26 protein-coding genes, 1 tRNA gene and 2 pseudogenes are annotated in these 25277 nt (G+C 69.8%); 8 read left to right on the forward strand and 21 right to left on the reverse strand.

The window, feature by feature from the left end; all coding sequences use genetic code 11:
- Nucleotides 1-232: 232 nt before the first annotated feature.
- On the reverse strand, nucleotides 233-979 hold the full coding sequence (locus tag SK095_RS07055) for a spermidine synthase (protein ID WP_320548407.1): 747 nt from the start codon (nucleotides 977-979) through the stop codon (nucleotides 233-235).
- A 140-nt stretch (nucleotides 980-1119) separates the two neighbouring features.
- Between SK095_RS07055 and SK095_RS07060 the strand changes: the two genes are divergently transcribed.
- Nucleotides 1120-2466: a class II 3-deoxy-7-phosphoheptulonate synthase gene (locus SK095_RS07060; RefSeq protein WP_320548408.1), complete on the forward strand. Its 1347-nt coding sequence runs from the start codon at nucleotides 1120-1122 to the stop codon at nucleotides 2464-2466.
- On the opposite strand, the gene SK095_RS07065 is transcribed toward SK095_RS07060, so the two are convergent.
- Complete coding sequence (locus tag SK095_RS07065; protein WP_320548409.1) at nucleotides 2463-2690, reverse strand: DUF1127 domain-containing protein; 228 nt, start codon at nucleotides 2688-2690, stop codon at nucleotides 2463-2465. The genes SK095_RS07060 and SK095_RS07065 overlap by 4 nt on opposite strands.
- A gap of 96 nt (nucleotides 2691-2786) precedes the next feature.
- Here SK095_RS07065 and SK095_RS07070 point away from each other — a divergent pair, with 96 nt between their 5' ends.
- Nucleotides 2787-3638 carry a LysR substrate-binding domain-containing protein gene (locus tag SK095_RS07070; RefSeq protein WP_320548410.1) on the forward strand — a complete coding sequence of 284 codons (852 nt, stop codon included), beginning with the start codon at nucleotides 2787-2789 and terminating at the stop codon, nucleotides 3636-3638.
- On the opposite strand, the gene SK095_RS07075 is transcribed toward SK095_RS07070, so the two are convergent.
- On the reverse strand, nucleotides 3628-4383 hold the full coding sequence (locus tag SK095_RS07075; protein WP_201487691.1) for a sulfite exporter TauE/SafE family protein: 756 nt from the start codon (nucleotides 4381-4383) through the stop codon (nucleotides 3628-3630). The two genes, SK095_RS07070 and SK095_RS07075, sit on opposite strands and share 11 nt — an antisense overlap.
- A gap of 98 nt (nucleotides 4384-4481) precedes the next feature.
- Here SK095_RS07075 and SK095_RS07080 point away from each other — a divergent pair, with 98 nt between their 5' ends.
- Complete coding sequence (locus SK095_RS07080) at nucleotides 4482-5435, forward strand: LysR family transcriptional regulator (protein WP_320548411.1); 954 nt, start codon at nucleotides 4482-4484, stop codon at nucleotides 5433-5435.
- A 59-nt stretch (nucleotides 5436-5494) separates the two neighbouring features.
- Here SK095_RS07080 and efp read toward each other — a convergent pair whose 3' ends face one another.
- Nucleotides 5495-6070 (reverse strand): elongation factor P, encoded by a 576-nt coding sequence (gene efp / locus SK095_RS07085; protein WP_136491432.1) that lies wholly within the window; start codon nucleotides 6068-6070, stop codon nucleotides 5495-5497.
- Between the two features lie 34 nt (nucleotides 6071-6104).
- On the reverse strand, nucleotides 6105-7250 hold the full coding sequence (gene earP / locus SK095_RS07090) for an elongation factor P maturation arginine rhamnosyltransferase EarP (RefSeq protein WP_320548412.1): 1146 nt from the start codon (nucleotides 7248-7250) through the stop codon (nucleotides 6105-6107).
- A 162-nt stretch (nucleotides 7251-7412) separates the two neighbouring features.
- On the opposite strand from earP, the gene SK095_RS07095 reads away from it, so the two are divergent.
- Nucleotides 7413-7502, forward strand: a tRNA-Ser gene (locus SK095_RS07095).
- A 290-nt stretch (nucleotides 7503-7792) separates the two neighbouring features.
- On the opposite strand, the pseudogene SK095_RS07100 reads toward SK095_RS07095, so the two are convergent.
- Nucleotides 7793-7951: pseudogene (locus SK095_RS07100) on the reverse strand (MFS transporter); the annotation flags it as partial.
- A gap of 145 nt (nucleotides 7952-8096) precedes the next feature.
- Between SK095_RS07100 and SK095_RS07105 the strand changes: the two are divergent.
- The 3 genes from SK095_RS07105 to alkB all read left to right on the forward strand — a co-directional run bounded on the left by SK095_RS07105 (nucleotide 8097) and on the right by alkB (nucleotide 10162).
- The gene (locus SK095_RS07105; protein ID WP_136490952.1) at nucleotides 8097-8375 is read left to right on the forward strand and encodes a metal/formaldehyde-sensitive transcriptional repressor; all 279 of its coding nucleotides are present in this window, start codon (nucleotides 8097-8099) and stop codon (nucleotides 8373-8375) included.
- Nucleotides 8376-8383: 8 nt separating this feature from the next.
- Complete coding sequence (gene dmeF / locus SK095_RS07110; RefSeq protein ID WP_320548413.1) at nucleotides 8384-9358, forward strand: CDF family Co(II)/Ni(II) efflux transporter DmeF; 975 nt, start codon at nucleotides 8384-8386, stop codon at nucleotides 9356-9358.
- A 126-nt stretch (nucleotides 9359-9484) separates the two neighbouring features.
- Nucleotides 9485-10162 carry a DNA oxidative demethylase AlkB gene (gene alkB / locus SK095_RS07115; protein ID WP_168772543.1) on the forward strand — a complete coding sequence of 226 codons (678 nt, stop codon included), beginning with the start codon at nucleotides 9485-9487 and terminating at the stop codon, nucleotides 10160-10162.
- A gap of 4 nt (nucleotides 10163-10166) precedes the next feature.
- On the opposite strand, the gene SK095_RS07120 is transcribed toward alkB, so the two are convergent.
- Complete coding sequence (locus SK095_RS07120) at nucleotides 10167-10853, reverse strand: phenylalanine--tRNA ligase beta subunit-related protein (RefSeq protein WP_136490954.1); 687 nt, start codon at nucleotides 10851-10853, stop codon at nucleotides 10167-10169.
- 349 nt (nucleotides 10854-11202) lie between these two features.
- On the opposite strand from SK095_RS07120, the gene SK095_RS07125 reads away from it, so the two are divergent.
- Complete coding sequence (locus SK095_RS07125; RefSeq protein WP_320548414.1) at nucleotides 11203-13038, forward strand: sulfatase-like hydrolase/transferase; 1836 nt, start codon at nucleotides 11203-11205, stop codon at nucleotides 13036-13038.
- A gap of 9 nt (nucleotides 13039-13047) precedes the next feature.
- Here SK095_RS07125 and SK095_RS07130 read toward each other — a convergent pair whose 3' ends face one another.
- The 14 genes and pseudogenes from SK095_RS07130 to SK095_RS07195 all read right to left on the reverse strand — a co-directional run bounded on the left by SK095_RS07130 (nucleotide 13048) and on the right by SK095_RS07195 (nucleotide 25258).
- On the reverse strand, nucleotides 13048-13605 hold the full coding sequence (locus tag SK095_RS07130; RefSeq protein ID WP_320548415.1) for a type II secretion system protein: 558 nt from the start codon (nucleotides 13603-13605) through the stop codon (nucleotides 13048-13050).
- Nucleotides 13592-13966 carry a type II secretion system protein gene (locus tag SK095_RS07135; protein WP_136490957.1) on the reverse strand — a complete coding sequence of 125 codons (375 nt, stop codon included), beginning with the start codon at nucleotides 13964-13966 and terminating at the stop codon, nucleotides 13592-13594. The genes SK095_RS07130 and SK095_RS07135 overlap by 14 nt, the downstream gene beginning before the upstream one ends.
- Nucleotides 13967-13970: 4 nt before the next feature.
- The gene (locus SK095_RS07140) at nucleotides 13971-14444 is read right to left on the reverse strand and encodes a type II secretion system protein (RefSeq protein ID WP_320548416.1); all 474 of its coding nucleotides are present in this window, start codon (nucleotides 14442-14444) and stop codon (nucleotides 13971-13973) included.
- A gap of 429 nt (nucleotides 14445-14873) precedes the next feature.
- Nucleotides 14874-16745, reverse strand: a pseudogene (locus SK095_RS07145) (secretin N-terminal domain-containing protein); the annotation flags it as partial.
- 8 nt (nucleotides 16746-16753) lie between these two features.
- Nucleotides 16754-17290: a secretion system X translation initiation factor gene (locus SK095_RS07150; protein ID WP_320548417.1), complete on the reverse strand. Its 537-nt coding sequence runs from the start codon at nucleotides 17288-17290 to the stop codon at nucleotides 16754-16756.
- Between the two features lie 2 nt (nucleotides 17291-17292).
- Nucleotides 17293-17838 (reverse strand): type 4a pilus biogenesis protein PilO, encoded by a 546-nt coding sequence (gene pilO, locus SK095_RS07155; protein WP_320548418.1) that lies wholly within the window; start codon nucleotides 17836-17838, stop codon nucleotides 17293-17295.
- Nucleotides 17825-18361 (reverse strand): PilN domain-containing protein, encoded by a 537-nt coding sequence (locus tag SK095_RS07160; RefSeq protein WP_201487714.1) that lies wholly within the window; start codon nucleotides 18359-18361, stop codon nucleotides 17825-17827. Before SK095_RS07160 ends, pilO begins: the two co-directional genes overlap by 14 nt.
- Nucleotides 18362-18377: 16 nt before the next feature.
- Nucleotides 18378-19196 carry a hypothetical protein gene (locus SK095_RS07165; protein ID WP_320548419.1) on the reverse strand — a complete coding sequence of 273 codons (819 nt, stop codon included), beginning with the start codon at nucleotides 19194-19196 and terminating at the stop codon, nucleotides 18378-18380.
- On the reverse strand, nucleotides 19177-20892 hold the full coding sequence (locus SK095_RS07170) for a GspE/PulE family protein (protein WP_136490592.1): 1716 nt from the start codon (nucleotides 20890-20892) through the stop codon (nucleotides 19177-19179). The genes SK095_RS07165 and SK095_RS07170 overlap by 20 nt, the downstream gene beginning before the upstream one ends.
- A gap of 72 nt (nucleotides 20893-20964) precedes the next feature.
- Nucleotides 20965-21357, reverse strand: coding sequence for a response regulator transcription factor (locus SK095_RS07175; protein WP_256659114.1), 393 nt, complete (start codon nucleotides 21355-21357; stop codon nucleotides 20965-20967).
- Nucleotides 21358-21642: 285 nt separating this feature from the next.
- Nucleotides 21643-22305 carry a SurA N-terminal domain-containing protein gene (locus SK095_RS07180; protein WP_136490594.1) on the reverse strand — a complete coding sequence of 221 codons (663 nt, stop codon included), beginning with the start codon at nucleotides 22303-22305 and terminating at the stop codon, nucleotides 21643-21645.
- Nucleotides 22302-23864, reverse strand: coding sequence for an ABC transporter substrate-binding protein (locus tag SK095_RS07185; RefSeq protein WP_320548420.1), 1563 nt, complete (start codon nucleotides 23862-23864; stop codon nucleotides 22302-22304). Before SK095_RS07185 ends, SK095_RS07180 begins: the two co-directional genes overlap by 4 nt.
- A gap of 63 nt (nucleotides 23865-23927) precedes the next feature.
- A complete protein-coding gene (locus tag SK095_RS07190) occupies nucleotides 23928-24563 on the reverse strand; it encodes an SCO family protein (protein WP_320548421.1) in 636 nt (211 codons plus the stop codon).
- On the reverse strand, nucleotides 24560-25258 hold the full coding sequence (locus SK095_RS07195) for an SCO family protein (RefSeq protein WP_320548422.1): 699 nt from the start codon (nucleotides 25256-25258) through the stop codon (nucleotides 24560-24562). The genes SK095_RS07190 and SK095_RS07195 overlap by 4 nt, the downstream gene beginning before the upstream one ends.
- Nucleotides 25259-25277: the final 19 nt, after the last annotated feature.

The following is a 25277-nucleotide window of genomic DNA, read 5'->3' on the forward strand; positions in this document are numbered from 1 at the left end:
GCCAGCGCTGCGCCAGCCAAAAGCAAGACCCGTGGGGTCACCCTGGCAGCCTGGTCGGCGGGGATTTGCGAAATCGCGTGAAAGGATAGTTCGTCAAGAAATGTCCGTGGGGACGGACGCACAGCAGAAGCAGCGCTCCCGGGAAAAGATGTTCCGGAAGGGCGCGTGTCAAAGCCGGCGCGCATCATAACGCAAAATGTGTGCCGAGTCGCGCCCTTTTTGTCCCGCCCCGTCAGCTCGCCGGGCGCAGCGCCGCGATGAGCCGCTCCAGGGAATAGCCGAGCGCCCCCTCCAGCACCGAGGCGCGCTGGCGCAGACGCTCCTCGTCCAGCTCCTGCCCGGCGTCGGCCGGAATGAAGAGGATCACGTTGCCGTCGCTGACCGGGATCTCCCAGTAGCTGCGGCGGAACAACCCGCGCAGCAGCGCCGCGCCCAGCGGCTTGCCGTCGGCGGTGCTCCACTGGTTGATCACCAGCCAGCCACCGGGGCGCAGGCGCGCGCGGCAGGCCTCGAGAAAGCCCCAGGCGAGGTGCGCCGCCGCCGGCCCGGTGTCGGTATAGAGGTCGAAGAAGATCACGTCCGCCGGCGCGCACTCGTCCAGCCGCTCCTGGGCGTCACCGATGCGGATGCTCAGGCGCGGATCGCTGGCCAGCCCCATGAACTCGCGGGCCAGGCGCGGCACCTCGGGGCGCAGCTCCACCGCCTCCACCGTGGCGAACGGCAGATACTTCAGGCAGGCCATGGTCAGGCTGCCGCCGCCCAGGCCGAGGAACAGCGCATGCTCGGCGCGCTCGGGCAGCAGCGCGCCGAGCAGCATGGCGCGGGTGTAGTCGTACTCCAGCCAGGCCGGATCGGGGACATAGCTGCAGCTCTGCTCGACCTCGTCGCCGAACTCGAGGAAGCGGTAGTCGCCGGACTGCACCACGCGGATCACTCCGTAGTCGTCGTGCACCTCGGCCAGCTGCTGGTAGTCGCTCATCTCGTGCCCCCGGAAAAATGGCCCGGCATCCTAGCAGAGCCACCGTTGAGATGCAGAGACCCTATCGGAGCCATCGGCCCGGCGGAAGGATGCATCGGTTACCATAGCGGCATACCGACACACGCAAGGCGAGCAGTCCGATGAGCCAGACCTGGAGCCCCGACAGCTGGAGAGGCAAGCCCATCCAGCAGCAACCCGTTTACCCCGACGCCGAGCACCTGGCGCGCGTCGAGCGGACCCTCGCCGGCTATCCGCCGCTGGTGTTCGCCGGCGAGGCGCGCGAGCTGCGCCGGCAGTTCGCCGAGGTCACCCAGGGCCGCGCCTTCCTGCTGCAGGGCGGCGACTGCGCGGAGAGCTTCGCCGAGTTCTCCGCCGGCAAGATCCGCGACACCTTCAAGGTGCTGCTGCAGATGGCCATCGCCATGACCTTCGCCGCCGGCTGCCCGGTGGTCAAGGTCGGACGCATGGCCGGCCAGTTCGCCAAGCCGCGCTCGGCCGGCGAGGAGACCATCGAAGGCGTCACCCTGCCCGCCTACCGCGGCGACATCGTCAACGGCATCGGCTTCGACGAGAAGAGCCGGGTGCCGGACCCGGAGCGCCTGCTGCAGGCCTACCACCAGTCCACCGCCAGCCTCAACCTGCTGCGCGCCTTCGCCCAGGGCGGCTTCGCCGACCTGCACCAGGTGCACCAGTGGAACCTCGACTTCATCGCCAACGCCGAGCTGAACGAGAAGTACGGCCAGTTGGCCGACCGCATCGACGAGACCCTGGCGTTCATGCGCGCCTGCGGCCTGGAGGATGCCCCGCAGCTGCGCGAGACCAGCTTCTTCACCGCCCACGAGGCGCTGCTGCTCAACTACGAGCAGGCCTTCGTCCGTCAGGACAGCCTGACCGGCGGCTGGTACGACTGCTCGGCGCACATGCTGTGGATCGGCGACCGCACCCGCCAGCTCGACGGCGCCCACGTCGAGTTCCTGCGCGGCGTCGGCAACCCGATCGGCGTCAAGGTCGGCCCGAGCATGCAGCATGACGAGCTGCTGCGCCTGATCGACATCCTCAACCCGGACAACGACCCGGGGCGCCTCAACCTGATCGTGCGCATGGGCGCCGACAAGGTCGAGGCGCACCTGCCGCAGCTGATCCGCGCGGTCGAGGACGAAGGCCGCCTAGTGCTGTGGAGCTCGGACCCGATGCACGGCAACACCATCAAGGCCAGCAGCGGCTACAAGACCCGCGACTTCGCCCAGGTCCTGAACGAGGTGAAGCGCTTCTTCCAGGTGCACCAGGCCGAAGGCAGCTACGCCGGCGGCATCCACATCGAGATGACCGGGCAGAACGTCACCGAGTGCATCGGCGGCACCCGCCCGATCACCGAGGCCGGCCTGTCTGACCGCTACCACACCCACTGCGACCCGCGCCTCAACGCCGACCAGTCGCTGGAGCTGGCGTTCCTGATCGCCGAGACCCTCAAGCAGGTACGGCGCTAATCCTGACGCGAGCCCCGGTCGTCCCAGAACGGCCGGTGGCTCTCCACCCAGATGTCCGCACGGCTCAGGCCGATATCCTTGAGCGTCGCGTCGCTCAGCATGGCCAGCTGGCGGCGCTGGCGCGCCAGTTGCCGCCAGCGCCGCACCTTCTGCCACGCCCGCCGCCACCAGGGTGGCAGGACCTCCCGCCGCCCGCTTCCCACTACCTGCACTTGCCCTTTCATCGCCTGATCCTCCTCTGCCTGTGGATTCAGTCTCGGCGCGGGCATAGGATCAATCCAACGAATACTTGTGATGACAGACATCTCGGAGGTTGATGAATGAGCTATCCGAGCATCGACAGCGAGCTGCTGCGCACCTTCGTCGCCATCGCCGACCAGGGCGGCTTCACCCGCGCGGCGGAGGCGGTCAACCGCACCCAGTCGGCGGTGAGCATGCAGATGAAGCGCCTGGAGGAGGACGTGCTGCAGCGCGCGCTGTTCGCGCGCGACGGCCGCCAGGTACGGCTGACCGCCGAGGGCCAGGTGCTGCTCGGCTACGCGCGGCGCATCCTCAAGCTGCAGGGCGAGCTGCTGGCCACCCTGCGCGAGCCGCACATGGTCGGCGCGGTGCGCATCGGCACCCCGGACGACTACGTGATGCGCTTTTTGCCCGGCATCCTCTCGCGCTTCGCGCAGAGCCACCCGCTGGTGCAGGTGGAGGTGCACTGCGAGCCGTCGTACCAGTTGCTGCAGCGCCAGGACCTCGACTTCAGCATCGTCACCCGCGAGCCGGGCAGCGAGATCGGTCGACTACTGCGCCAGGAGCGCTTCGTCTGGGCCGAGGCGCGCGGCTTCAGCCCCCACGAGCAGTCGCCGATGCCGCTGGCGATGTTCAACAGCGGCTGCTTCTGCCGGGCCTGGGCGTGCAACGCCCTGGACGCCCTCGGCCGCCCCTACCGCATCGCCTACAGCAGCCCGAGCCTCGCGGCGCTGCTGGCGATAGTCGGCGCCGGCCTGGCCGTCACCGCCCAGCTGCAGAGCCTGATCCCTGCCGACCTGCGCATCCTCGGCGAGGCCGAGGGTCTGCCGCCGCTGCCGACCACCAGCATCGTCCTGCTGCGCCGCCCCGGCTCGGAGTCGCCGGTCACCGACGCCCTCGCCGAGCACATTGCCGACGGCTTCAGGCCTTGAGGCCGAGCAGCGCGGCGCACAGCAGCAGGAACAGGGTGAACAGGCCGCGCAGCAGCCGCTGCGGCAGGGCATGGGCCAGTCGGACGCCCCAGCCGATGCTCAGCAGGCCGCCGACCGCCAGCGGCAGACCGGTCGCCCAGTCGACCTGGCCGTGGCCGGCGTAGGTCGCCAGCGCCACCGCCGTGCTGGGCGCCGCCAGCGCCAGCGACAGCCCCTGGGCCACCACCTGGCTGACGCCGAACAGCAGGGTCAGCACTGGCGTGGCCACCACCGCGCCGCCGACGCCGAACAGTCCGCCGACCAGCCCGGCACCGCCGCCGAGCGCGCCCAGCCATGGCCAGGGGCGGCTCAGCCCGGCGCTGCCGGCGCCGGTGCGCAGGAACACCTGGGTCAGGTTCCACGCGGCCAGCGCCAGCAGGAAGCCGACGAAGCCGCGACGCATCGCCTCGGCCTCCAGCCCCACCGCCAGCGCGGCGCCGATCCAGGCCAGGCAGAACGAGGACGCCCCGAGCAGCAGCGCGTGCCGCCACTCGATGCGGTTGCGCTGGTGGTAGCGCCACAGCGCCAGCAGCACGTTGGGCACCACCATCACCAGCGCCGTGCCCTGGGCCAGCTGCTGGTCGAGGCCGAACAGCAGAGCCAGCGCGGGAATGGCCAGCAGGCCGCCGCCGATGCCGAACAGGCCGCCCAGCGCGCCGAGCAGCAGGCCGAGGCCGAGATCGAGAAAGAACACCGAGAGAGTCATGGCACCTCCGGAAAAGGCGCATGCTACGCAGCCATGGCTGGCCGGGAAACGCAAAGCCACGCACAATGGCTGTGCAGATCCTGCAAAGCAGATACGCCATGAATCCCGACGCCCTGACCACCCAGCTCGCCCTGTTCCTCGATGTGCTGGCCTGCGGCAGCTTCTTCGCCGCCGCCCGCCGCCAGCAGCTCACCCCCTCGGCGGTGGCGCGGCGCATCGACGCCCTCGAGCAGTCCCTCGGCAGCCCGCTGTTCCAGCGCAGCACCCATGCGGTCAGGGCCACCCCGGCAGGACTGGCCTTCGCCGACCGCGCCCGGCGTATCCTCGACGAGCTGCGTCTGGCGCGCGCCGAGGCGGTGTCGCTGAGCGAGGCCCCGGAGGGGCTGATCCGCATCGACGCCCCGGCGCCCTTCGGCCGCCGCCACCTGGCGCCGGCGATCGCCGAGTTCCTGGTGGCCTGGCCGGGACTGGACGTGCAGCTGCGACTGATCGACAGCTTCGTCGACCTGCAGGGCGAGCATCTCGGCGAGGTCGACCTGGTGCTGCGCATCGGCCCGCTGGCCGACACCCGCCTGGTGGCCACGCCGCTGGCGCCGATGCGGCGCATCGCCTGCGTCAGCCCGGACTACCTGAAGCGCCGCGGCACGCCCAGCGATCCGCGCCAGTTGCCCGAACACGACGGCCTGGACTGGGATGCCCTGGCGCCGCCGCACGCCTGGCGCTTCGAGATCGACGGACAGAGCCGCCTGATCCGCCCCGGGCGCCTGCGGATGACCGCCAACAACGCGGAGACCCTGCTGTTCGCGGCGGTCGCCGGCCTCGGCATCGCCCACCTGCCGACCTGGCTGATCAGCGACCACCTGCTGCGCGGCGAACTGGTGCCGCTGTTCTGCGACGCCGGCCTGCCGCCACCCGAACCCAGCGGCATCTACGCCCTGCGCCTGCCCCAGCCCGCCGCCTCGCGCACCCGCCTGCTGCTGGAGTTCCTCAAGGACCGCTTCGGTCCGCTGCCCCCGTGGGACCAGGCGCTGCAGGCCCGCTTCGACAGATAGGCCGCGCAGAAACGAAAGAGCCCGGCGCTAGGCCGGGCTCTGGGGTACTCGCGTCAGACTCAGGCTTGCGGAGCCTGGGTACGGCCCTTGTAGGAGCCGTCGCGGGTGTCGATTTCGATCCAGTCGTCGATGTTGACGAAATCGGCCACCTTGACTTCGGTGCCGTTGCGCAGCTTGGCCGGCTTCATCACCTTGCCGCTGGTGTCGCCACGGGCAGCGGTTTCGGTGTAGACGACCTGACGCACGATGGTGGTCGGCAGGTCGACGGAGATCACCTTGCCTTCGAAGAACACGGCTTCGCAGACGTCGGTCATGCCTTCCTCGATGAACGGCAGGACGCTCTCCAGATCTTCCGCACGCAGTTCATAGGAGTTGTACTCCGGATCCATGAACACGTAGTCCTCACCGCTGATGTAGGACAGGGTCACTTCCTTGCGATCGAGGATGACCTGCTCCATCTTGTCGTCGGCCTTGTAAACGGTCTCGGTCTTGGAGCCGTTGATCAGGTTGCGCAGCTTCATCTTGACGATGGCGCTGTTACGACCGGACTTGGTGAACTCGGCCTTCTGGATCAGCCACGGCTGGCCGTCGATCAGGGCAACGTTGTTGGCCTTCATTTCTTGTGCGGTTTTCATGCGAAATATCCGGATGTGACTGGAGGTACAAGATCTAAGCCGCGCATGATAGCGAATTTTGGTAAAACTGTTCCAGCGCAGCGGCAAGATCAGGACGAGAGGCCTGCTCCGCACACCAGTTCTGCGCATGCTCCTGCCACTCCGGCCAGTGCCGCTGCGCCGCCAGCCAGGCTTCCCCCATGCCCGCCCCGGCATTCCACGCCCGCCACAATTGCTGCAGGGCCTGCCCCGCCCCGGCGGACAGCCCCTGCCGGTAGAGCGCCAGGAACGCCTCCAGCTTGTCCCAGTGGGCGTCCTCCTGCTGCGGGTAGATGTGCCAGAGCAACGGCCGCCCCGCCCACTGCGCGCGCACGAAGGAGTCCTCGCCGCGCACCGCATTGAAATCGCAGCACCACAGCAGGCGGTCGTAGTCATCCTGGGAGACGAAAGGCAGCACCTGCAGCTGCAGATTGCCGCGGCGGGCGACGAACCCCGGCTCCAGCTCCGCCGTCTCGCCCAGCCACTGGCGCAGATCGCCGAGAATGCGCCCGCGCGGCACCAGCAACAGGGTCGGCTGCGCGTCGGCGACCAGGGCATCCAGCCATTCGCCAAGGCCGGGATTCTCATAGGCGAACAGCGAGATCAGCCGCGCCTGCGCCTGCACGGTGACGCCGACGCCGGCGAGAAACGCGCGCCGCGCCGCTTCATCGGCCTGGAACGCCTGCCGCCGCGCCAGCAACTCGCGCTCGCGCAGCAGGCCACCGGTACCGGCGACGAAACCGGGAAAGAAGAAGTACTTGCGCAGCCCCTGGCCCTGGGGCGACGGCAGGCCATGGCAGCCGACCACCCAGTCCTCGGCGCTGAGATACTCCAGGTTCAGCCACAGGGGCTGGCGCTCGGCGGCGCGCATGTCCGCCACCAGGGCCTGCGGCAGCGTGCAGCCGAAGGCTTCGATCACCACGTCGGCCAGGGCCCGGGGCTGCCAGTCCGCCGCCCAGTGGCAGACCTCCACCCCGGCCACCACCTGGCAGGCCAGCCCGGCATCGGCCTGGGGACAAAGCGCGACAAACGCTGCCGGCTCGTCGACCCACAGGCGCACCCGGTGGCCATGCTCGGCCGCCAGCTGACGGGCCAGCCGCCAGGTCACCCCGATGTCGCCGTAGTTGTCCACCACACTGCAGAAAATGTCCCAGCTCGCCATGCGCGCCTCCGTCACTTGCCGGCGCGCAGTCTAGCAGGAACCCCGCCACGCCTCTGCGCAGCCCTAAGCCAATGAAAAATTTGAAAAAACCTTTGCTTTTCGAAAAGGCTTCGAATACATTGTGCGCCGTCGACAGGGCAACGCCCCGGCGATGTCAAATATGGTGAGGTGTCCGAGCGGTTGAAGGAGCACGCCTGGAAAGTGTGTATACGGGAAACCGTATCGAGGGTTCGAATCCCTCCCTCACCGCCATATTCGAAAGCCCCTGATTCTCCTGGAGAATCAGGGGCTTTTTCGTTTTCCCCCGATCAACCTCGGGGCGGCCGCACAACCGCGCGCCAAGCCAGGCCGATCAGGGCAATCACGCAGAAACCGGCCCCCGCCTGGAACGTCGCCGCCGCCCCCAGCCTGTCCCACAGCAGACCGGCGACGGCGCTGGCGAACAGCATGGCGATGCCGCTGACCAGGCTGAAGAAGCCGTAGGCCGTGAATGACCGCCACCCAGAACACCGCGCGGAAATCGTTGACCCACAGCAACATCGGCCGACCACCAGGGCGCTTGCGCCCAGGGTCGTGACCATGAACATCGGCAGCAGGCTGTGGATCATCTCCGACGAGATATCCATCAGCATGCTGACCAGGCCGAGAATCCAGATGCCCGCCGGGATCTGCTTCAGGGTGGAACCATCGCCTGCCTGCATGCTCGTCGCTCCTGCCGGGCCGCCGGCCCGCCTGTGAGGGTCCCGCCCGGCACGAGCCTCTCGCCCTCGCCCGTCCGGCCTCCGCCGACGCCTTTCTTCCGCCTCTGATACCATACCCCCCTATACCATATCCGGGCGGGCGAGCATGGGCCACATCATCCATCAGAAGTCGAAGCTACTGGGACGGGTGCGACGCATCCGGGGTCAGGTCGAGGGCCTGGAGCGCGCGCTCGAGGCCGAGAAGGGCTGCGCCGACATCCTGCACCAGATCGCTGCCGTGCGCGGCGCCATCAACGGCCTGATGGTGGAGGTGCTCGAGGAGCACGTGCGCGCGCACATCGCCGACCCGGCGATCACCAGCGACGCCGAGCGCCGTCAAGGTGCCGATGAGTTGATCGCCGTCCTGCGCACCTACCTGAAGTGAGAGCTGCCATGCACGCCGACAAACTGTCCCGATGGATGCACGACCACGTCTTCGATACCGGCAACTCCGCCGCCGAACGCAGCACCCGGGTGGTGATGTGGATCACGGCTGCGACCATGGTGGTCGAGATTGCCGCGGGCTGGTGGTTCAACTCGATGGCCCTGCTGGCGGATGGCTGGCACATGAGTTCGCATGCCGTGGCGATCGGCCTTTCCGCGCTGGCCTACGCCACGGCCCGGCGCTACGCCAGGGATCCGCGCTTTGCGTTCGGCACCTGGAAGATCGAGATCCTCGGCGGCTTCTCCAGCGCCATCTTCCTGCTCGGCGTGGCCGTGATGATGGTGGTGGGTTCGGTGGAGCGCATCCTCTCGCCGCAGCCCATCCAGTACCTGGAGGCGATCGCCATCGCCATCCTCGGCCTGCTGGTCAATCTGGTGTGCGCGCTGATCCTCGGCAAGGCGCACCATCACGACCATGGTCATACCCATGGCCACGGGCATGGCCACGATCACCACGACCATCATCACGACCTCAACCTGAAGTCGGCCTACCTGCACGTCATCACCGATGCGGCCACCTCGGTGCTGGCCATCGTGGCCCTGTTCGGCGGCTGGCTGTATGGCTGGGCCTGGCTGGACCCGCTCATGGGGATCGTCGGTGCCGTGCTGGTCGCGGTGTGGGCCCGGGGGCTGATCGTCGACACCGGCAAGGTGCTGCTCGACCGCGAGATGGATCACCCGGTGGTCGACGAGATCCGCGCAGTCGTGGAGACCGCGAGCGACGCCGGAGCAACCCGGATCACCGACCTGCACGTCTGGCGGGTGGGCAAGCAGGTCTACTCCTGCGCCATGACGGTGGTGACCCAGGACGCGACGCTGACGCCGGATGACGTGCGCGAGCGCCTGTCGGTGCACGAGGAAATCGTCCACTCGACCATCGAGATCCATCACTGCCCCGAGCTGTCCGCTGGAGCGAGCGCATGAAAACGCTGCGACGGTCACCAGAAGGGATCGCCCGCAGGCTTGCCGGGCGAGTGCGCTCTGCGGGCATTTCGCTGTACTGAGCGACGGGGTAAAGTCGGGAACCCCCACGCCAACCGGCGCTTCGCCATGCCGCAGCAGACCCCGCCACCGATCACCCCCGACCTGTTCGCCAGCCTCGCCGAACCGCTGCCTGCCACGGAGCGGCTGGGCGCACAGGCCTGGCTGCTGCGCGGCTTCGCCCTGCCCTTCGTCGAGGCGCTGCTACCGGCGCTGGCGGAAGTCGAGCAGGCGGCGCCGTTCCGGCAGATGCTCACCCCCGGCGGGCAGACGATGTCGGTGGCGCTGACCAACTGCGGAACCCTGGGCTGGACCAGCGACCGCCGCGGCTATCGCTACGAGCCGCTCGATCCGCTGAGCGGCCGCCCCTGGCCGGCGCTGCCCCCGGCATTCCTGCATCTGGCCCGGGAAGCGGCGGCGGCCGCGGGCTTCGCCGACTTCGCGCCGGACGCCTGCCTGGTCAACCGCTACCTGCCCGGCACGCGCATGGGCCTGCACCAGGACCGCGCCGAGCGCAGCCTGGCGCACCCCATCGTCTCGGTTTCGCTGGGCATCCCGGCGGTGTTCCTGTTCGGCGGATACACGCGCCGCGAGCCGGCACGGCGGGTGCCGCTGGTCCACGGCGATGTGCTGGTGTGGGGTGGCGAGGACCGCCTGCGCTTTCACGGCATCCTGCCGGTCAAGGCGGCAGTGCACCCGCTGCTCGGCGCCCGGCGGATCAACTTCACCCTGCGCAAGGCCGGCTGAACACCTAGCGGGCGATGGCGTAGCGCTCGAGCGGCGCCGTCACCGGGCGGACCAGGCTGGCGCCGCAATACTCCTGCAGATCGGCCTTGAGCCCCTGGGCCACGCCGTACAGGTAGTCGCTCTCGGTCTGCGCGTGTCCCTGGACGATCACCAGCACCGAGCGGGTCTCGCTGCGCACCGCGGTGGCGGCCGACTGCAGCGCCTCCAGGCGGCTCAGCACCTGGCCGCGACCGTCGAAGCAGGCGTACTCGCCAGCCGGCAGCGCCACCGGCGGCAGACTGTCGCGCACCTGGAAGCGCTCGCCGCCGCGGGTCAGGGCCAGGGTCACCGGCAGGCGCAGGTGCGCCAGGTCGTGGGTCGAGATCGACAGACCGCTGTTCAACGACCACTGGTTGGCCAGATCGACCAGCGGCGAGACGTTGGGCAGGCGGCCGCGGGCCTGGTACAGATCGAGCAGGGCCTGCGGCGACGGCGGCAGGGCGGCGGGCAGCCGCCCGATCTGCCGGCGCAGGACGCCGAAGCCCTGCTGCACGCCCCGGCAGCGCTCGGCGTCGAAGGCGGCGCGCAGCTCGACCAGACGATGCTGCAGGCGGGCCGTCGCCAGCCGGTTGTTCAGCCCGTGGAGGGTGAAGGCGATGGCCTTGAGGCCCAGTTCGGCGGGAGTATCGAGACGGAAAACTGGCATCAGCATGGTGGGAGCTCCGATGGGGACTGGCGCCGTGACGATGCGTTGTGGTCCTGCCCCGGGCAGGCCGTGTCGAGCGGCAGCATATGGCGCATATCCAAGCACTATCCGTGCCAGATGGCGTTTTCCTTGCAGATCAAGGTCATTGCCGAGGCTCTGGCTGCATCTGCCGCCGCGCAGTGCGACAAAACGAAGCAAGTGTCACAATGGCGACCACGACGCACTGCAAAGGATCGCTCCCGTTTCGATTAAGTCTGCCTTAAGTCTCCCGCGCTACCGTCTCCGGTCATCCTGACCGGGAAACCCTGTCCACCCGGTCCTATCCAACAACAACCCGACAACGCAAGGATCAACCATGCCGCTTGCTGTACCGCGCCGCCCCGGCGCCTTCTACTGGCTGCTCACCTGGCTGGCCGTGGCCGTCAACCTCGGGCGCTTCTTCGATCTCGCCCCGTCTTCCTGGCTGCTGGTCTACCAACTGGTGCTGATCGGCAGCTATGCGCTGCTGTTCGTCGCCCCGGCCTGGGCCATCAGTCGCCTGGTGGGCCGCTTCGCCCCCCGGACCGGCGCGGCGCTCTCCGTGCTGCTGGCCGGCGTGGTGCAACTGGCGCTGTACGGCGACCACCTGCTCTGGCAGCTGTACGGCTTCCACCTCAACGGCTTCGTCTGGAACATCGTCACCACCCCGGGCGGCATCGAGGCACTGGGCTCCTCGGCGTCCACCGAGCGCGAGGTGGCGTTGCTGGCTGTCGGCATCTTCGCCGGCCAGGGCCTGCTGCGCCTGCTGGCCCACGGCCTGGCCCGCCTGCGCCTGCCGGCGCCGCGGCTGGCCTGGGTGCTGCCGCTGTTCCTGGTCGCCACCCTCGGCGAGCGCGTGAGCTACGGGGTCGGCCACTTCTACGGCTATAGCCCGCTGCTGGAGAGCGCCCAGCGCGTGCCCTTCTACCAGCCGCTGACCATGCGCCGCGTGCTGGAGAAGCAGTTCGGCCTGGAGCGCCCGCAGCGCATGGAAGTGGCCAGCGCCGAGCTCAAGGGCCAGCTGCGCTACCCGCAGGCACCGCTGCGCATCGAGGCTCCGGCCAAGCCGCTGAACATCGTCTGGCTGGTCGCCGAGTCGTGGCGCGCCGATACCCTGAACGAGCGGGTGATGCCGCAGACCCACGCCTTCGCCCAGCGCGCCCAGCATTTCGTCAGCCACTTCTCCGGCGGCAACGGCACGCGCATCGGCATGTTCAGCCAGTTCTACGGCCTGCCGGCCAACCTGTGGTTCCCGGTGCTCGACGCCCGCGTCGGCAGCCCGCTGATCGACGTGCTGCAGCAGCAGGACTACCAGATCAAGCTGTTCACCAGTGCGCGCTTCAGCTATCCGGAGTTCGACAAGACCCTGTTCGTCAAGGTGCCGCGCGAGCAGATGGTCGAGGACGACAAGGGCAATACCTGGGAGCGCGACCGCCGCAACGTCGACCGTCTGCTGGAGTTCGTCGACCGGCGCGATCCGGCCAAGCCGTTCATGACCTTCCTGTTCTTCGAGTCGCCGCACGCCAACTACAACTTCCCGCCCGAGTCGGTGATCGAGCCTGACTATCTGCCGGACTTCAGCTACGCCAGCATGGATCTGTCCCGCGACATCAAGGGCATCCACAACCGCTACCTGAACGCCGTGCACCACCTGGACAGCCAGCTGGCGCGGGTCACCGCGCACCTGGAGCAGAACGGCCTGCTGGACAACACCCTGGTGGTGATCACCGGCGACCATGGCGAGGAGTTCATGGAGAAGGGCCGCTGGGGCCACAACTCCACCTTCGTCGACGAGCAGATCCGCGTGCCGCTGGTGCTGTGGATTCCCGGCCGCGAACCGCACCGGGAGAGCCTGCGCACCAGCCACGTCGACCTGCTGCCGACCCTGCTGCCGCTGCTCGGCGTGCGCAACCCCGGCCAGGATTACGCCATCGGTCACAGCCTGTTCGAACCCAAGGCCGACCGCCTGCTGCTGGCCGGCGACTGGGACCGCCTGGCCTTCCTCGGCGAGCAGTACAAGCTGGTGCTGCCGTTCGCCAGCGGCAGCTTCGCCGGCATGGACGTCAGCCACGCCGACGACCGCCAGGTGAGCAACAGCACCAGGGTGCTGCAGACCAAGATGCCGCTGATCCAGGTGGAAATGGGCAGCCTGCGCCGCTTCCTCGCCCACTGAGCCGCGCGTCTACGGCCGGCCGCTGTCGGCCGGGGCGCCGGGGGCCGGCGGTGCGTCGTCCTCGCCGCCCCCGCCGGACTGCGGCGTTTCGAGGAAGGCGCTTTCGGCCACAAAGCGCCAGCCTGAATAGCTGGCGGTGCCGGCGAAATCCGTCCATTGCGGCGGAAAGCCGGCCACCTTCAGCGGCGCGCGCTCGGAGCGGCTGTACACCCCGGTGATGCGCCCGTCGAAGGAGCGCACCAGCCCCCAGTCGAGGCTGTTGGTGATGGGATCGGGATACAGGCGACGCAGATGGCGGCGCACGTTCGGCACGCGCTTGTCCTCCAGCAGCTCCTCGAGCCGCTGCGGATACTGGGCGACGCCGACCGAGGCGCGGTAGTAGCTGCGCAGCGCCTGGGCGTACTGGGTGCCGACCCACAGCAGCTCGCGTTCCCGGGCCCGCTGGCTGGCGGTCGACCACAACTGGCCGGCTCCGGCCAGCGCCGCGCCCATCAGCATGACCAGGAACAGCACGCCGAGGTAGGTGAAGCCAGCCTGGCGACCGCCTCCCGCGCTACCACTCCGCATAGGCCGTCCCGTCCCGCGCCATGCCGGGCGCACCGCTCTTGACGTCGCCCACCGCGCCCTCGGCCCCGGCCGGCGGCGGCAGCGTCACCCAGCTGTCGCTGCGCTCGACGATGGGGTCCACCGGCAGCTGGCGCAGGTAGCGCTTTTCCACCAGCGCCTGCAGCGAATCGGGGTAGCGCCCGGTATCGCCGTAGTGGTGGTCGAGCGCCTCGCGCATCACCGCCAGGCTCTGGCGCAGCGACGTCTCCCTGGAATTCTCCAGGCTGGTGAAGTAGCGCGGGACGGCGATGGTCAGCAGGGTGGCGATGATCACCATGACCACCATCAGCTCGATAAGGGTGAAGCCGGCCTGTCTTCTCATGCTGTCACCACTCCCGGTAGGGAATCCCGTTGAGCCCGACGCCGTCGACCAGCGAGTAGACGTCGAACACGTCCTCGCCCTCCTCCGGGTCGTCCGCCGGGCTGTCGTAGCTGCGCAGGCCCCAGCTTTCGGCTGCCGGCAGCTCGGGGTCGGCGAAGGGGTCGCGGGGGATGCGGCGCAGGAAGTAGACCTTGGCGCCCTTGGGGCTGCGCATGTCGCGCACCCCCTCCACCAGCACCTCGAGCGATTCCGGATAGCCGGAGCTGTCGGCGCTCTTCTCGATGTAGCCGGCATCGGCAGCGACCTTGTAGGCGTCGATGGCGTCGCGCAGCTGATAGAGCGCCTGCTTGAGGTCCTGCTCCTTGCCGCGGCGCACCACCGTCTCGGTCAGGGGGGCGGCGATTCCGGCGAGCAGGGCCACGATGGCCACGGTCACCACCACCTCGACCAGCGAAAAGCCAGCCTGGGCGCGTTTCATGGCTCAGGGTCCGACCGCCAGGGTCATCGGCTGCGGCAGGGCCGCCGCGACCAGGCGGTTGCCCTGCCCCACCGCCGAGAAGGTCAGCAGGCGGATCGGCGCCGCCTCGCTGGGCGCCAGCGCGCGGACGCGCAGGCGCAGCAGGCCGCCTTCGCCGGTCGCCCCGCTGCTGCCGCTGCGCGACAGGGCGACGTACACCCGCCCGCTGTCCGGGTCGAGGCGCGGAGCGAACGAGGTGCCCGCTTGGCCCTGCTTGAGGAAATCGCCCTCGACCACCTCGGTGACCTGCAGCGCGGCCGGATCGTAGGCCAGCTGCAGGGTCGAACTGCGCAGCGGCTGGCTGCCGGCGACATGCAGGACGATGGTCGCTTCCTCGCCGGCGCGCAGCTGGGTCGGCCCTTCCCAGGACAGCGTGAGGCCGCTGGCGGCAGGTGCCGGCGTCGAGGCCGACGGCGCCGTCAGGGCGGCCGGCGCAGCGGACTCCGCCGGCAGCTCGAGGGTCAGGCTGTCGCCGGTGACCGGGCGCAGGTTGGCCGGGCGCACGCGCATGCTGCCCTCGGTGCCGGAGGGAAACTCCATCTCGTGGGGGCTCATGTACGGCAGATTGCGCACGATGCGCGGGGTGATCGACAGCACCAGCTCGGACTTGCCGAAGGTGTCCTTGTTGCTGCCGAACAGCCGGCCGACGCCGGGAATGTCGCCGAAGCCGGGGATCTTGTCGCCGCTGTTGCTGTGGTCGTTGCGCATCAGCCCGGCCAGCACCTGGGTTTCGCCGTCGCGCAGGCGCAGCATCGTCTCGGCGTTGCGGGTATCGACCTGCACCGGGATGGTTCCCGAACGGGTCTCCGCCAGCGGCGTGGCGTTGCTCACCTCCAGCGCCACCTTGATCGCCACCTCGTCGTTGAGGTGCACGGTCGGCTCCACCTCCAGCTTCAGGCCGACGTCCAGGTAGGTGATGCTCTCGGTGATCACCGGGCCCTGGTTGGAGGGCGTCGAGGTGGCGCTGACCACCGGCACGCGCTGGCCGATGTGGATCTTCGCCTTCTCGCGGTTGGTCACCCGGATCACCGGGCTGGCCAGGGTGTTGATGTCGTTGTCGTTGGCGTTGATCTTCAGCTGCGGCGGCGGCGAGATGGAGATGCGCCCGGAGTTGATCCCGCGCAGCTGGTCGAGCAGGTTGACCGCGCTGATGGTCTGGGTGCCGTCGGTGTTGCTGATCACGTTCACCACGCCGAAGGTGTTGGGCCACTGCAGGCCGAGATCGAGGATGCGGGTGCGCGAGATCTCCATCACCTGGACCTCCAGCACCACCTCGGGGTTGGACTGGTCCTGGGCCTGGAACAGCTTCTCGGCCAGGCGCACCGCCTCGGCGCTGTCGCGCATGGTCAGGGTGTTGAGGCGCTCGTCGATGAACACGTCGCGGGTCTTGAGCATGGTCTTGACCATGTCCTGCGCGGTCTTGGCGTCGGTGTTGGTCAGGTAGAAGGTGCGCATCACCAGGTCCTGGTAGTCGCGCAGCTTCTGCGGGGTGTCCGGGTAGATGACGATGGTGTTGTCGTTGACCACCTTGCTGAGCAACTGGTTCTGCTGCAGCAGCATGTTCACCGCATCCTCCACCGCCACCTGGCGGACGAAGATGGTGGCCTTGAGATCGGGGCGCACGTCCTTGTCGATGATGAAGTTGAGTCCGGCGGTCTGCGCCAGCACCTCGAAGATCAGCTTGAGGCTGGCGTCGCGGAACTCCAGCGATACCGGCTGGCCGAGCTTGGAGCGCAGCTGCGGGTAGGGCTGCACGGTACGCATCCGCACGGCGTCGACCTGCCGCTTGAGTTCGCTGGCGCCCTCGTGTCCGGGTTCCAGCGCCTGGATGGCCTCCACCTGGCGCTGCGCTCCCTCCAGGTCGCCGCGGCGCATGGCGAGCTGGCCCTGGCGCTGCATCTCGGCCAGGCTGCCCATCTGCTCGAGCTGGTGCAGCGCATCGGCGGCGCGGCTGTTGTCCGGCTCGATGGTCAGCACCCGCTGGTAGCCCTCCGCCGCGGCGGCATAGTCGCGACCGGCCCGCGCGCGGTCGGACTGGGTCAGCAGGGTGGTCACCACGCGGCCGCGCTGGGTGGTCAGCGCCATCTGCGTGCGGGTATCGCGCGGCGCGGCGCGGGCCGCCTCCTCGAGGGTCGCCAGACCCTCCTCGTATTGCCCCTCGTCGATCAGCTCGACCCCCTCGCGCACGGCGTTGCCGGCGCAGCCGGCCAACATCACCAGCGAGAAAGCCACCCCACACCAGCGTCCCGCCGGATGCCCCATGGTCGTCGTCATAACTTGCCCCCCACGGACAAAGTCTGGGTAAGGTTCAGCGGCAGATAGGTCAGGACCATCTCGCTGCCGCCGATCCGCTCCACCCGATAGGTGCCGTCGATCACGTCGCCGACGGTCACCGTGTAGATCTTCTCGCCGCGGGTGAGGAACACCCGCAGGCGCTCGGCATCGTCCAGCTTGCCGATGAACTCGAAGGGCAGCGCCGGGGCCGTCGGTGGCGGCGGCGCAACCGGCGGCGCTGGCGGCGGCGTCCAGGCCGACACCGGGGCCGGCGGCGGCTCCACCCGCCAGCTGTGCGGGCTGAACAGCCCGCTGCCCGGCGTCAGCATCGCCAGCGCCGGCGCCGGCGCGGCTACCGTCCCGGCCTCGACGGGCAACGGCGCGGCGATCGGCGCCGCCACCTTGCCGTCACGGGTCGCCGGCGGTACCAGCAGCGCCTCCTCCTCCGGCGCGAAGAAGTACTCCGGAATCAGCGCCACCACCGCCGCGCCGCCGAGAAACAGCAACCAGAACACGGCTCGCCTGTTGTCCATGGCTACCTCGTCAGGTACAGGGCCATACGGATACGGCCATCCAGTTGGCTTTCGGAAATCTGCTTGCGCTGTAGGTCGATGTCCTCCAGTACCAGCGCCGGCAGCTCGCGGCGCACGGCGGCCAGGAAGCTGCGCAGCTGCGGGTAGCTGCCGTGCACCGGCAGGAGCATCTGGTAGCGCGCCAGGCGGGTCTGCGGATCGAGTGCCAGGGCGTATTCGCCGCGGGCCAGGGAGATGCCCTCGCGGGTCGCGGTGGCGTAGATGCGCTCGATGGCGGCGGTGGCCTCCTGCTGCGCCGGCAGGTTCTGCTGCAGGCTGGCCAGTTGCTGCCCCGGCCGCAGAGGCGCCGCCTCGGCCCCGCTGGCGACCCGCGTCACCCGCTCGCGGGCTGCCGCGGCGCGGGCCTCGAGCTGCTGCACTTCGCGGCTCGCCGGCCACAGGCCGAACAGGCTCCAGCCCAGGGCGACCAGCAGCAGCGCGGCGCCGACGGCTCCGGGCCGACCAAGCCGCTGGCAGGCTTCGCGCAGGATCAGGCTATGGCTTCGCATGCTGCACCATCCAGGTGGCGGTCAGGTTGAAGCGCACCGGGCGTTCGGGCACCTCGCTGACGATCTCGTGGTTGACCAGCGCCACGTCGCGCAGGTCGTCGCTGTCCTCGAGGCTGCGGTGGTAGGCCAGCATGGCCGCCAGGTCGCGCGCCTCGGCGGTGATGCGCAGCTGCTGCTTGCGCGCATCGGGAGTCAGGCTCAACAAGGCGATGTCGTCATTGGCCAGGGCCTCGAGGGTGCCGAACAGCCGCTCCCAGGGCAGGCTCAGTTGCGCCGAAAGGCGCTGCATCTCGGCCAGCGCCGCCTGCTGGGCGCGCGTCTCTGCCGCCGACAGCGGCAGCGCCGCCACCCCCGGCAGGCGCCGCTCGCTCTCGGCGAGGTCGGCACGCGCCGCGGCGCCGGCCATGGCGAGCTGCTGGCGGGCCAGCAGCACCAGGGCGAGCAGCAGCACCCCGGCGGCCAGCAGCAGCCAGCCCGCCGGGCCGGCCAGCGGGCGGCGGAAGTCGAGATCGAGGGGCCGCATCCGTTTGGTCTTCATCTCAGTTCACCGTCGCCGCCATGGCCCACAGGGGGTTGACCGCCTCGCCGGAGGGGCCGCGCGCCGGCGCGCCGAGCACCTGCGGCCGCACGCCGTGCACCCTGGCCGGCATCAGGTCCGGACGCCCCGGCGCATGCACGTAGATCGCCGTGGGCGTGCTGGCATCCAGCTCCTGCAGCTCGCTCTCCCGCTCCAGCAGCACGGCCAGCGCCGCATCGGCGTCGCTGCCGGCCACCGAGCGCACCGCCACCCAGCGCCCCTCGCGGGCCACCAGCAGGCAACTGCGCTCAGGCTCGGCCAGCAGGAACAGGAAGTCGTCGCCGGCCAGCGGGCGGCACAGGCGGTTGAAGGCGCTCATCAGGTAGGGCTGCACCGACGCCAGGCGCAGCCCGGCCCCCCTGGCCAGTGCCGCCAGCCGGTCGAGCAGGCCGCTGGCGACGGCCACCGCCAGGCGCGGCTGGCCGGCCGCCTCCGGCGACAGCTGCAGCGCCCAGCCGGCCGCATCGCTGCCGTAGATCTCCTCGAAGCGCAGGCGCGCATAGGCGGAGAGTTCGGCAGGCGAGACGATGGCCTCGCTCCAGGGCACCAGGGTGAAGCGGGCGAAATGTTCGGACAGCACCACGCTGAGGCTGCCGCGCCGGCGCGGCTGGCCGGCCAGCAGGCGCTCCAGGGCGTCGGCCGGAGCGGCCCAGTCGCCGAGGTCGCGGCTGGCGTAGTCGGCGCTGCCCAGGTCGAGCAGCTGGCCGGCACGGCGGCGCACCAGTTGCACCCGCGTGGCGCCGAGGACGACGATATAGCGTTCAGGCGACAAAAGTGACACGGTTGATCTCCTCCAGTGAGGTCCGCCCTTCGCGCACCAGCTGCAGCGCCGACTCGCGCAGCAGACGCAGGCCGCGGCGGCGTGCCAGTTCCTTGACCTGGGTGATCGGCTGGCGCTCGATGATCATCTGCCGCAGCTCGTCGTCGAGCAGCAGCAGTTCGGCGATGGCGGTACGCCCGCGGTAGCCGGTGCCGCGGCAGCGGCCGCAGCCCGTGCCGTGCACGAAGCGGTAGTCGCCGACCCGCTCGGGATCGAGGCCGGAGGACAGCAGCAGCTCGCGGTCGGGCTGGTGCGGCTGGGCGCAACCGGGGCAGACCAGGCGGATCAGGCGCTGGGCGAGGATGCCGTTGAGGGCGGAGACGAAGCTGTAGGGATCGACCTCCATCTGCACGAAGCGGCCGATCACGTCGAACACGTTGTTGGCGTGGATGGTGGTGAACACCAGGTGGCCGGTGAGCGCCGACTGCACGGCGATCTGCGCGGTGTCCGGGTCGCGGATCTCGCCGACCATGATCTTGTCGGGGTCGTGGCGCAGGATCGAGCGCAGGCCGCGGGCGAAGGTCAGGCCCTTCTTCTCGTTGACCGGGATCTGCAGCACCCCGGCCAGCTGGTACTCGACCGGGTCCTCGATGGTGATGATCTTGTCGACGCCGTGGTTGATCTCGCTGATCAGCGCGTACAGCGTGGTGGTCTTGCCGCTGCCGGTGGGGCCGGTGACCAGCACCATGCCATAGGGCTCGCCGGCCAGGCGGCGCAGGGTGCGCTTGGTGGGCTCGTCGAAGCCCAGCGCCTCGAGGCGCACGCCGCTGATCTGGTCGCTCAGGTCCTGCTTGTCGAGCACCCGCAGCACCGCATCCTCGCCGAAGATGCTCGGCATGATCGACACGCGGAAGTCGATCTGCCGGCCCTTGATGCCGACCTTGAAGCGGCCGTCCTGGGGCACGCGCTTCTCGGCGATGTCCAGCTCGGCCATCACCTTGATCCGCGAGATGACCTGCTCGGCCACTTCCGCGCCCGGCACCCGGCTGATGCCGTTGAGCACGCCGTCGATGCGGTACTTGATCACCAGCCCGTTGCCGGTGACGCCCAGGTGGATGTCGCTGGCGTGCATCTTCAGGGCGTCGTAGAGGGTCGAGTTGACCAGCTTGACCACCACGCTGGCGTCCTCGCTGATCTGCGCCAGCGACAGGGTCTCGACCGCCTCCACCTCGACGCTGCCTTCGGCCTCGCCGGCCAGCGACTCGACGGCGTGGAAGTCCTCCTCATGGCGGGCCAGGTAGCCGGCCAGGTCGGCCGGATGCACCAGGTACAGCGGTGCGCCGCGCAGCTGCTCGTCGATCCAGGCCAGGCGCTGGGCATCGAAGGGGTCGCTGAACACGCCGACCGTCTCGCCGTCGCGGCTGACCAAGGCGAACTCGCGCTTGAGCGCCTGGGCGAGGGAGACCCGGTCGAACAGCGGCGCGCAGGCGAACAGCGCATCGCCGGCCAGTACCGGATAGCACAGGGTCGCCCCCAGACGACGGATGAACTCCGCAGGCTCGCCCTCCAGCCCCTCCTCCAGCTCGTCCAGCACCCGCCGCCCGCTGGCCGCGGCCCGCTCGCGGGCGGCATGCAGCTGGACGGTCTCGATGCGCTCTGGATGGATCTCGGCGGAAACGTTCGGCGCAGGTGTAGTTATTGTTATCACTCGATCCATGGTGATGCTCTCCGACCCCGTCCGGCAGACTGAGTATAGTTGGCGTTGCAACTCCGCACGGCCGCGCGCCCCTCAGCGGCGGCCGACCGTCACCCCGAGCACCTGGGCAGCCAGATCGGCCAGCGCGAAGGGCTTGAACAGCACATGCGCGATACCGCGCCGACGCACCTCCTCGCTGACCCGATGCCCGGGATGGGCGGTGATCAGCACGCAGGGAGACAGGCAGCCACAGCGCCGCAGGCCATCGAGCACCTCGAAGCCGGTCATGTCCGGCAGGCTGTAGTCGAGCACCAGCACGTCCGGCGCGAAGCTGCAGCCAAGGCCTACGGCGCTGGCTCCATCGCTGGCCACCCGCACCTCGCCGCCCAGGGCGGACAGATAGATGTTCATGTTCTCCGCCAGGACCGACTCGTCCTCGACGACCAGAACCTTGACTGCCGCACTGGGTATGGAGAAGGCATCCACGGCTGGGACTCCGGATACGCTGGGGGCCGGGTGTCCGCAAGCTGCGCACACCTCCTGCGATGCCTGTGGCCAGCGGGCCGCTCGCCATCGCACGCTCGCCCATGCACGCTCCACGCCAGCGCCGAGGCGCCCGCAATGGACTCTCAAGTCATTGATCTGGAAAGGATTATTTCGAGCGCGAGGGACGTGGGGGAAATGCGTGGGGGCAACGCGCAGCGGGGGCGCGGGCCATCCCCCATTTTCTCCGGCGGTTTTCCCCGAAAGTGGGGAAAACCGCCCCGGCCGCTACAGCGGCACCAGGCGCTCGATGCGGGCTCCGGCGCGCAGCCGCTCGAGCACGGCCTGGCGCGCCTCGGCGGTGCGCCGGGCGAGCAGCAACTGGCGGACCACGGCCAGCCGCCGGGCCTCGTCGCCGCCCTGCTCCGCGCCGGCCGCCTGCAGCTGGGTGCCGAGGGCCTGGTAGAAACTGCGCACTTCCTCGTCGCTGACCGTGACGACGGGCAGCAGGCGGTCGAGCACGCGGCTGGCGGCGATCTCGCGACGCAGGTAGGCGGCGTAGCCCGCCTCGTCGAAACCGGCCGCCTGCAGGCGGCGCTCGAAGGCGGCCGGGTTGGCGAAGCCGGCCGCCACCGCGGCGCGGGCGCGCGCCACCTCCTCGTCGCCGACCTCGATGGACAGCCGCCGGGCTTCCTGCCAGAGCAGTTCCTTGTCGATCAGTTGCTCCAGCGCCTCGCGCTTGAGGCGCTTGTACACCGAAGGGTTGCGGATCTGCGCGACGCTGCGCTGCTGCTCGCGCAGGTAGTCCTCGAAGTGCCGCTCGAGGCGGAACTGGCTGATCTCGGCGCCATTGACCCGCGCCGCGCTGCCGTACTCCTGCGCCGACAGCTCGTAGCCCACCAGCAGGACCAGAAACAGCGCCATCAGCGCCTGGAAGAGTCCCTTGATCATGGCGTCTCCACCTTCAGGTAACGACCGGTGGGACGGAACAGCTTGCGCTGCAGATCCACCGTCACTATGTGCGCACCCGGCGCGCCGATGCGCCGGCCCGGCCCGAAGCCGAGTTCGGGCGTCACGCCGGTCTGGAAGGCGTGCAGGTTCTCCAGCGCGGTCAAGAGCTTCTCCCGGCTGGCGTCGCGCCCGGCGCGCTTGAGCCCCTCGACCAGCACCAGCGCGGCGCTGTAGGTGCTGACCTGCAAGGCCGCATGCTGGCCGTTCAGCCCGCCGCGCCGGCGCACCGCCTGCAGGGCCGCGCTGCCCGAGGGCGTCCAGTCGCCGGGCAGGAAGGGATAGGCGAGGAACAGCCGGCCGCTGAAGCTCGCCGGAATGCCCAGCGCCGAACCGGCCACCTGGTTCGACGAGGCGAACAGCAGCGGCGCCTGGCCGGCCTCATCCAGGGTCGTCGCCAGGGCGACGAAGGCCTCGGGCAGGCCGAGGAAGAACACCGCCGCAAGCTCGCCGGCCAACGGCCTGTCGAGGCTGGCCGGCGCGCCGCCGTAGCGCATCAGCCCCACCTTGCGCCAGCCGCGCTGCTGCAGGTGCCCGGCCAGCATCTCGGCCAGCTCCCGGTGGCGCGGCTCGTCCGGATAGGCGATCAGGGTTTGCCCATCGCCCATCCCCAGTTGGTCGTCGGCGTAGGCGGCCAGGGCGAACAGTTGCTCGCGCAGCCCCGGCAGCGGCTCGAAGACGAAGCGGCTGTCGGCGCCGTCGGCGAACTGCACCAGCGGGCCGATCAGCGGCACTCCGGCCGGCGCCAGCAGCTCGCCGTAGTGGCCCTCGAGCACCGGCGCCAGCGGCGCGACCAGGGCGAACACGTCGCGCCTTTCGATCAGCTCGCGCAGGGCCGCCTCCGCGCTGGAGCGGTCGGCGCCGGGGTCGGCGATCACCAGCTCCAGCCGCCGGCCGTGGACCCCGCCGGTCTCGTTGATGCCGCCGATCGCCCCGCGCAGCACCGCCTCCACGGTCCGGCCCAGGCTCGCCAGCGGCCCCCTGGCCGGCAGCAGCGTACCTATGCGCACCACGTCCTCGTGCAGGCCGGGGTCGCGATCCTCCTCGATACGCTTGATGTAGGCAGTGAGGTTGGCCATGTCGCGCTGCGACATGACGAAACGCGGCATGGCCGGGTCGAGGCGGTTGCCGGCCGGGTCCCGCCCCTCGACCAGCGCCCGGGCGAAGGCGGCCTCGTCGTAGGCCGGGTGCCGGCGCCCGCTGGGCAGCACCTGGCCGTAGGGCGCGCTCAGCCGCCGCCAGGTGATGTCCGGCGGCCGCACGCCGCCCTCGCGCCGGCCGCGGCCGTCGCTGCCATGGCAACTGGCGCAGGGCACCACCGCCGCCGGCATCGAGGTGCCGGCGGCGCCGATGCGCGCGTGGATGAGCGCATCGGCCGAGGCGCTGGTGCCGTGCAGGTAGATCTGCCGGCCGGCCGCCTCCTCGGGCGTCAGCTGCAGAGCCACGGCCATGCCGGCCCAGCCCAGCAGCACGCCCAACAGCAACGCCCGGATAGCACCCATGCCCGTTCCTCCCTGTCGCTCCTCCACTCGGCGGCCTGTTGCGCCCCAGCCCCCGTCCGCGCGTCAGCGCCCCGCCACCGGCAGGGTCAGCAGTTGCAGGCGCTGGGCGATGGCCTGCGGCGGCGCATCCGGACGGATCTTGCTCCAGCGCTTGTTGGCCACGTCGCCGGCGATCAGCAGCGTGGAGTGCTCCTCGGGGCTGTGCGACAGCTGGCCGAGGCGGCCCAGCACCACGTCCATCTGCTCCTTGCTACCGGTGAGGAAGATCCAGTTGGGATCGTCAGCGCCCTGCTTGCGCGCATAGGCCTTGAGCGCCTGCGGCGAATCGTTCTGCGGGTCGCTGGTCAGCGAGATGAAGTGCACCCGCCCGGCATCCTCGCCCAGGGCCTCGCGCACCTCGCGCAGCTTGCGGGTGATCAGCGGACAGGCGTCCTCGCAGCTGGTGAAGATGACGTTGAGCAGCACCACCCGCCCCTGCAGCACATCGCTGTAGAAGCGCACCTGGCGGCCATCCTGGTCGAGCAGCGGGGTATCGGTGAAATAGCTGCGCGCATCCAGGGTGCCGCCGCCCTTCACCTCCTGCGCCACCGGGCCGGCGGCGGGCGGCGCCTGGTGGCCGGCGTGCTCCTCGTGGGCCTGCAGCAGGCCAGAGCCCAGGCAGGCGGCCAGCGCCAGGGCGATCCGGCGGCGCCGGCTCATGGCCGCTCTCCCTTGACCATGAAGCTCTGGTGCCCCTCATGCCCCTCGTGGTCCTGCCGCTGGGCGCTCAGCTCCTCGACCTTGGCCAGCAGCACCGCCGGATCGGTGAAGCCGTAGAAGCGCGTCCACTGCCCGCTGCGCGCGTCGCCGACCAGGATCACCGGCGTGTGGTTCTCGAAGTCGGCGCTCCAGGTGCCCAGCCCCTTGAGGGTGTCGTTGACCGCCGGCACCGGGCCGGTCAGCCAGGTCCAGCCCGGCCCGGCCTTGTAGAGGCTGGCGTACTCGCGCAGGCGCGCCGGCGTGTCGCGCAGCGGGTCGACGCTGATCGACACCAGCTGCACCTCGCGCCCGGCCCGTTCGCCCAGCTGCATCTGGACCTTCTGCATGATCGCCGACACCACCGGGCAGACCGTGGTGCAGCTGGTGTAGACGAAGCCCATCACCACGATGCGGTCGTCCACCACCTCGTCCCCGAGGCGTACCTGGCGCTCGTGCTGGTCGGTCAGCAGCACGTCGGCGAAGCGCACCCGGGTGCCTTCCGGCGGCGTCGGCGCGGCGGCATGGCCGGCATGCCCCGCGTGGCCCTGATGCCCGGCATGTTCTTCCGGCGAGTGGGCCTGGGCCGGCGCGACGGCGAGGCCGAGGCTGCACAGGGCGATGGCCAGGGCCAGTTGCAGTCGTTGGAGTCTTTGCATGTTGTTGTTCTCCGCTGTA

The sequence above is a fragment of the Pseudomonas sp. AN-1 genome (assembly GCF_034057115.1).
Classification (GTDB): domain Bacteria; phylum Pseudomonadota; class Gammaproteobacteria; order Pseudomonadales; family Pseudomonadaceae; genus Geopseudomonas.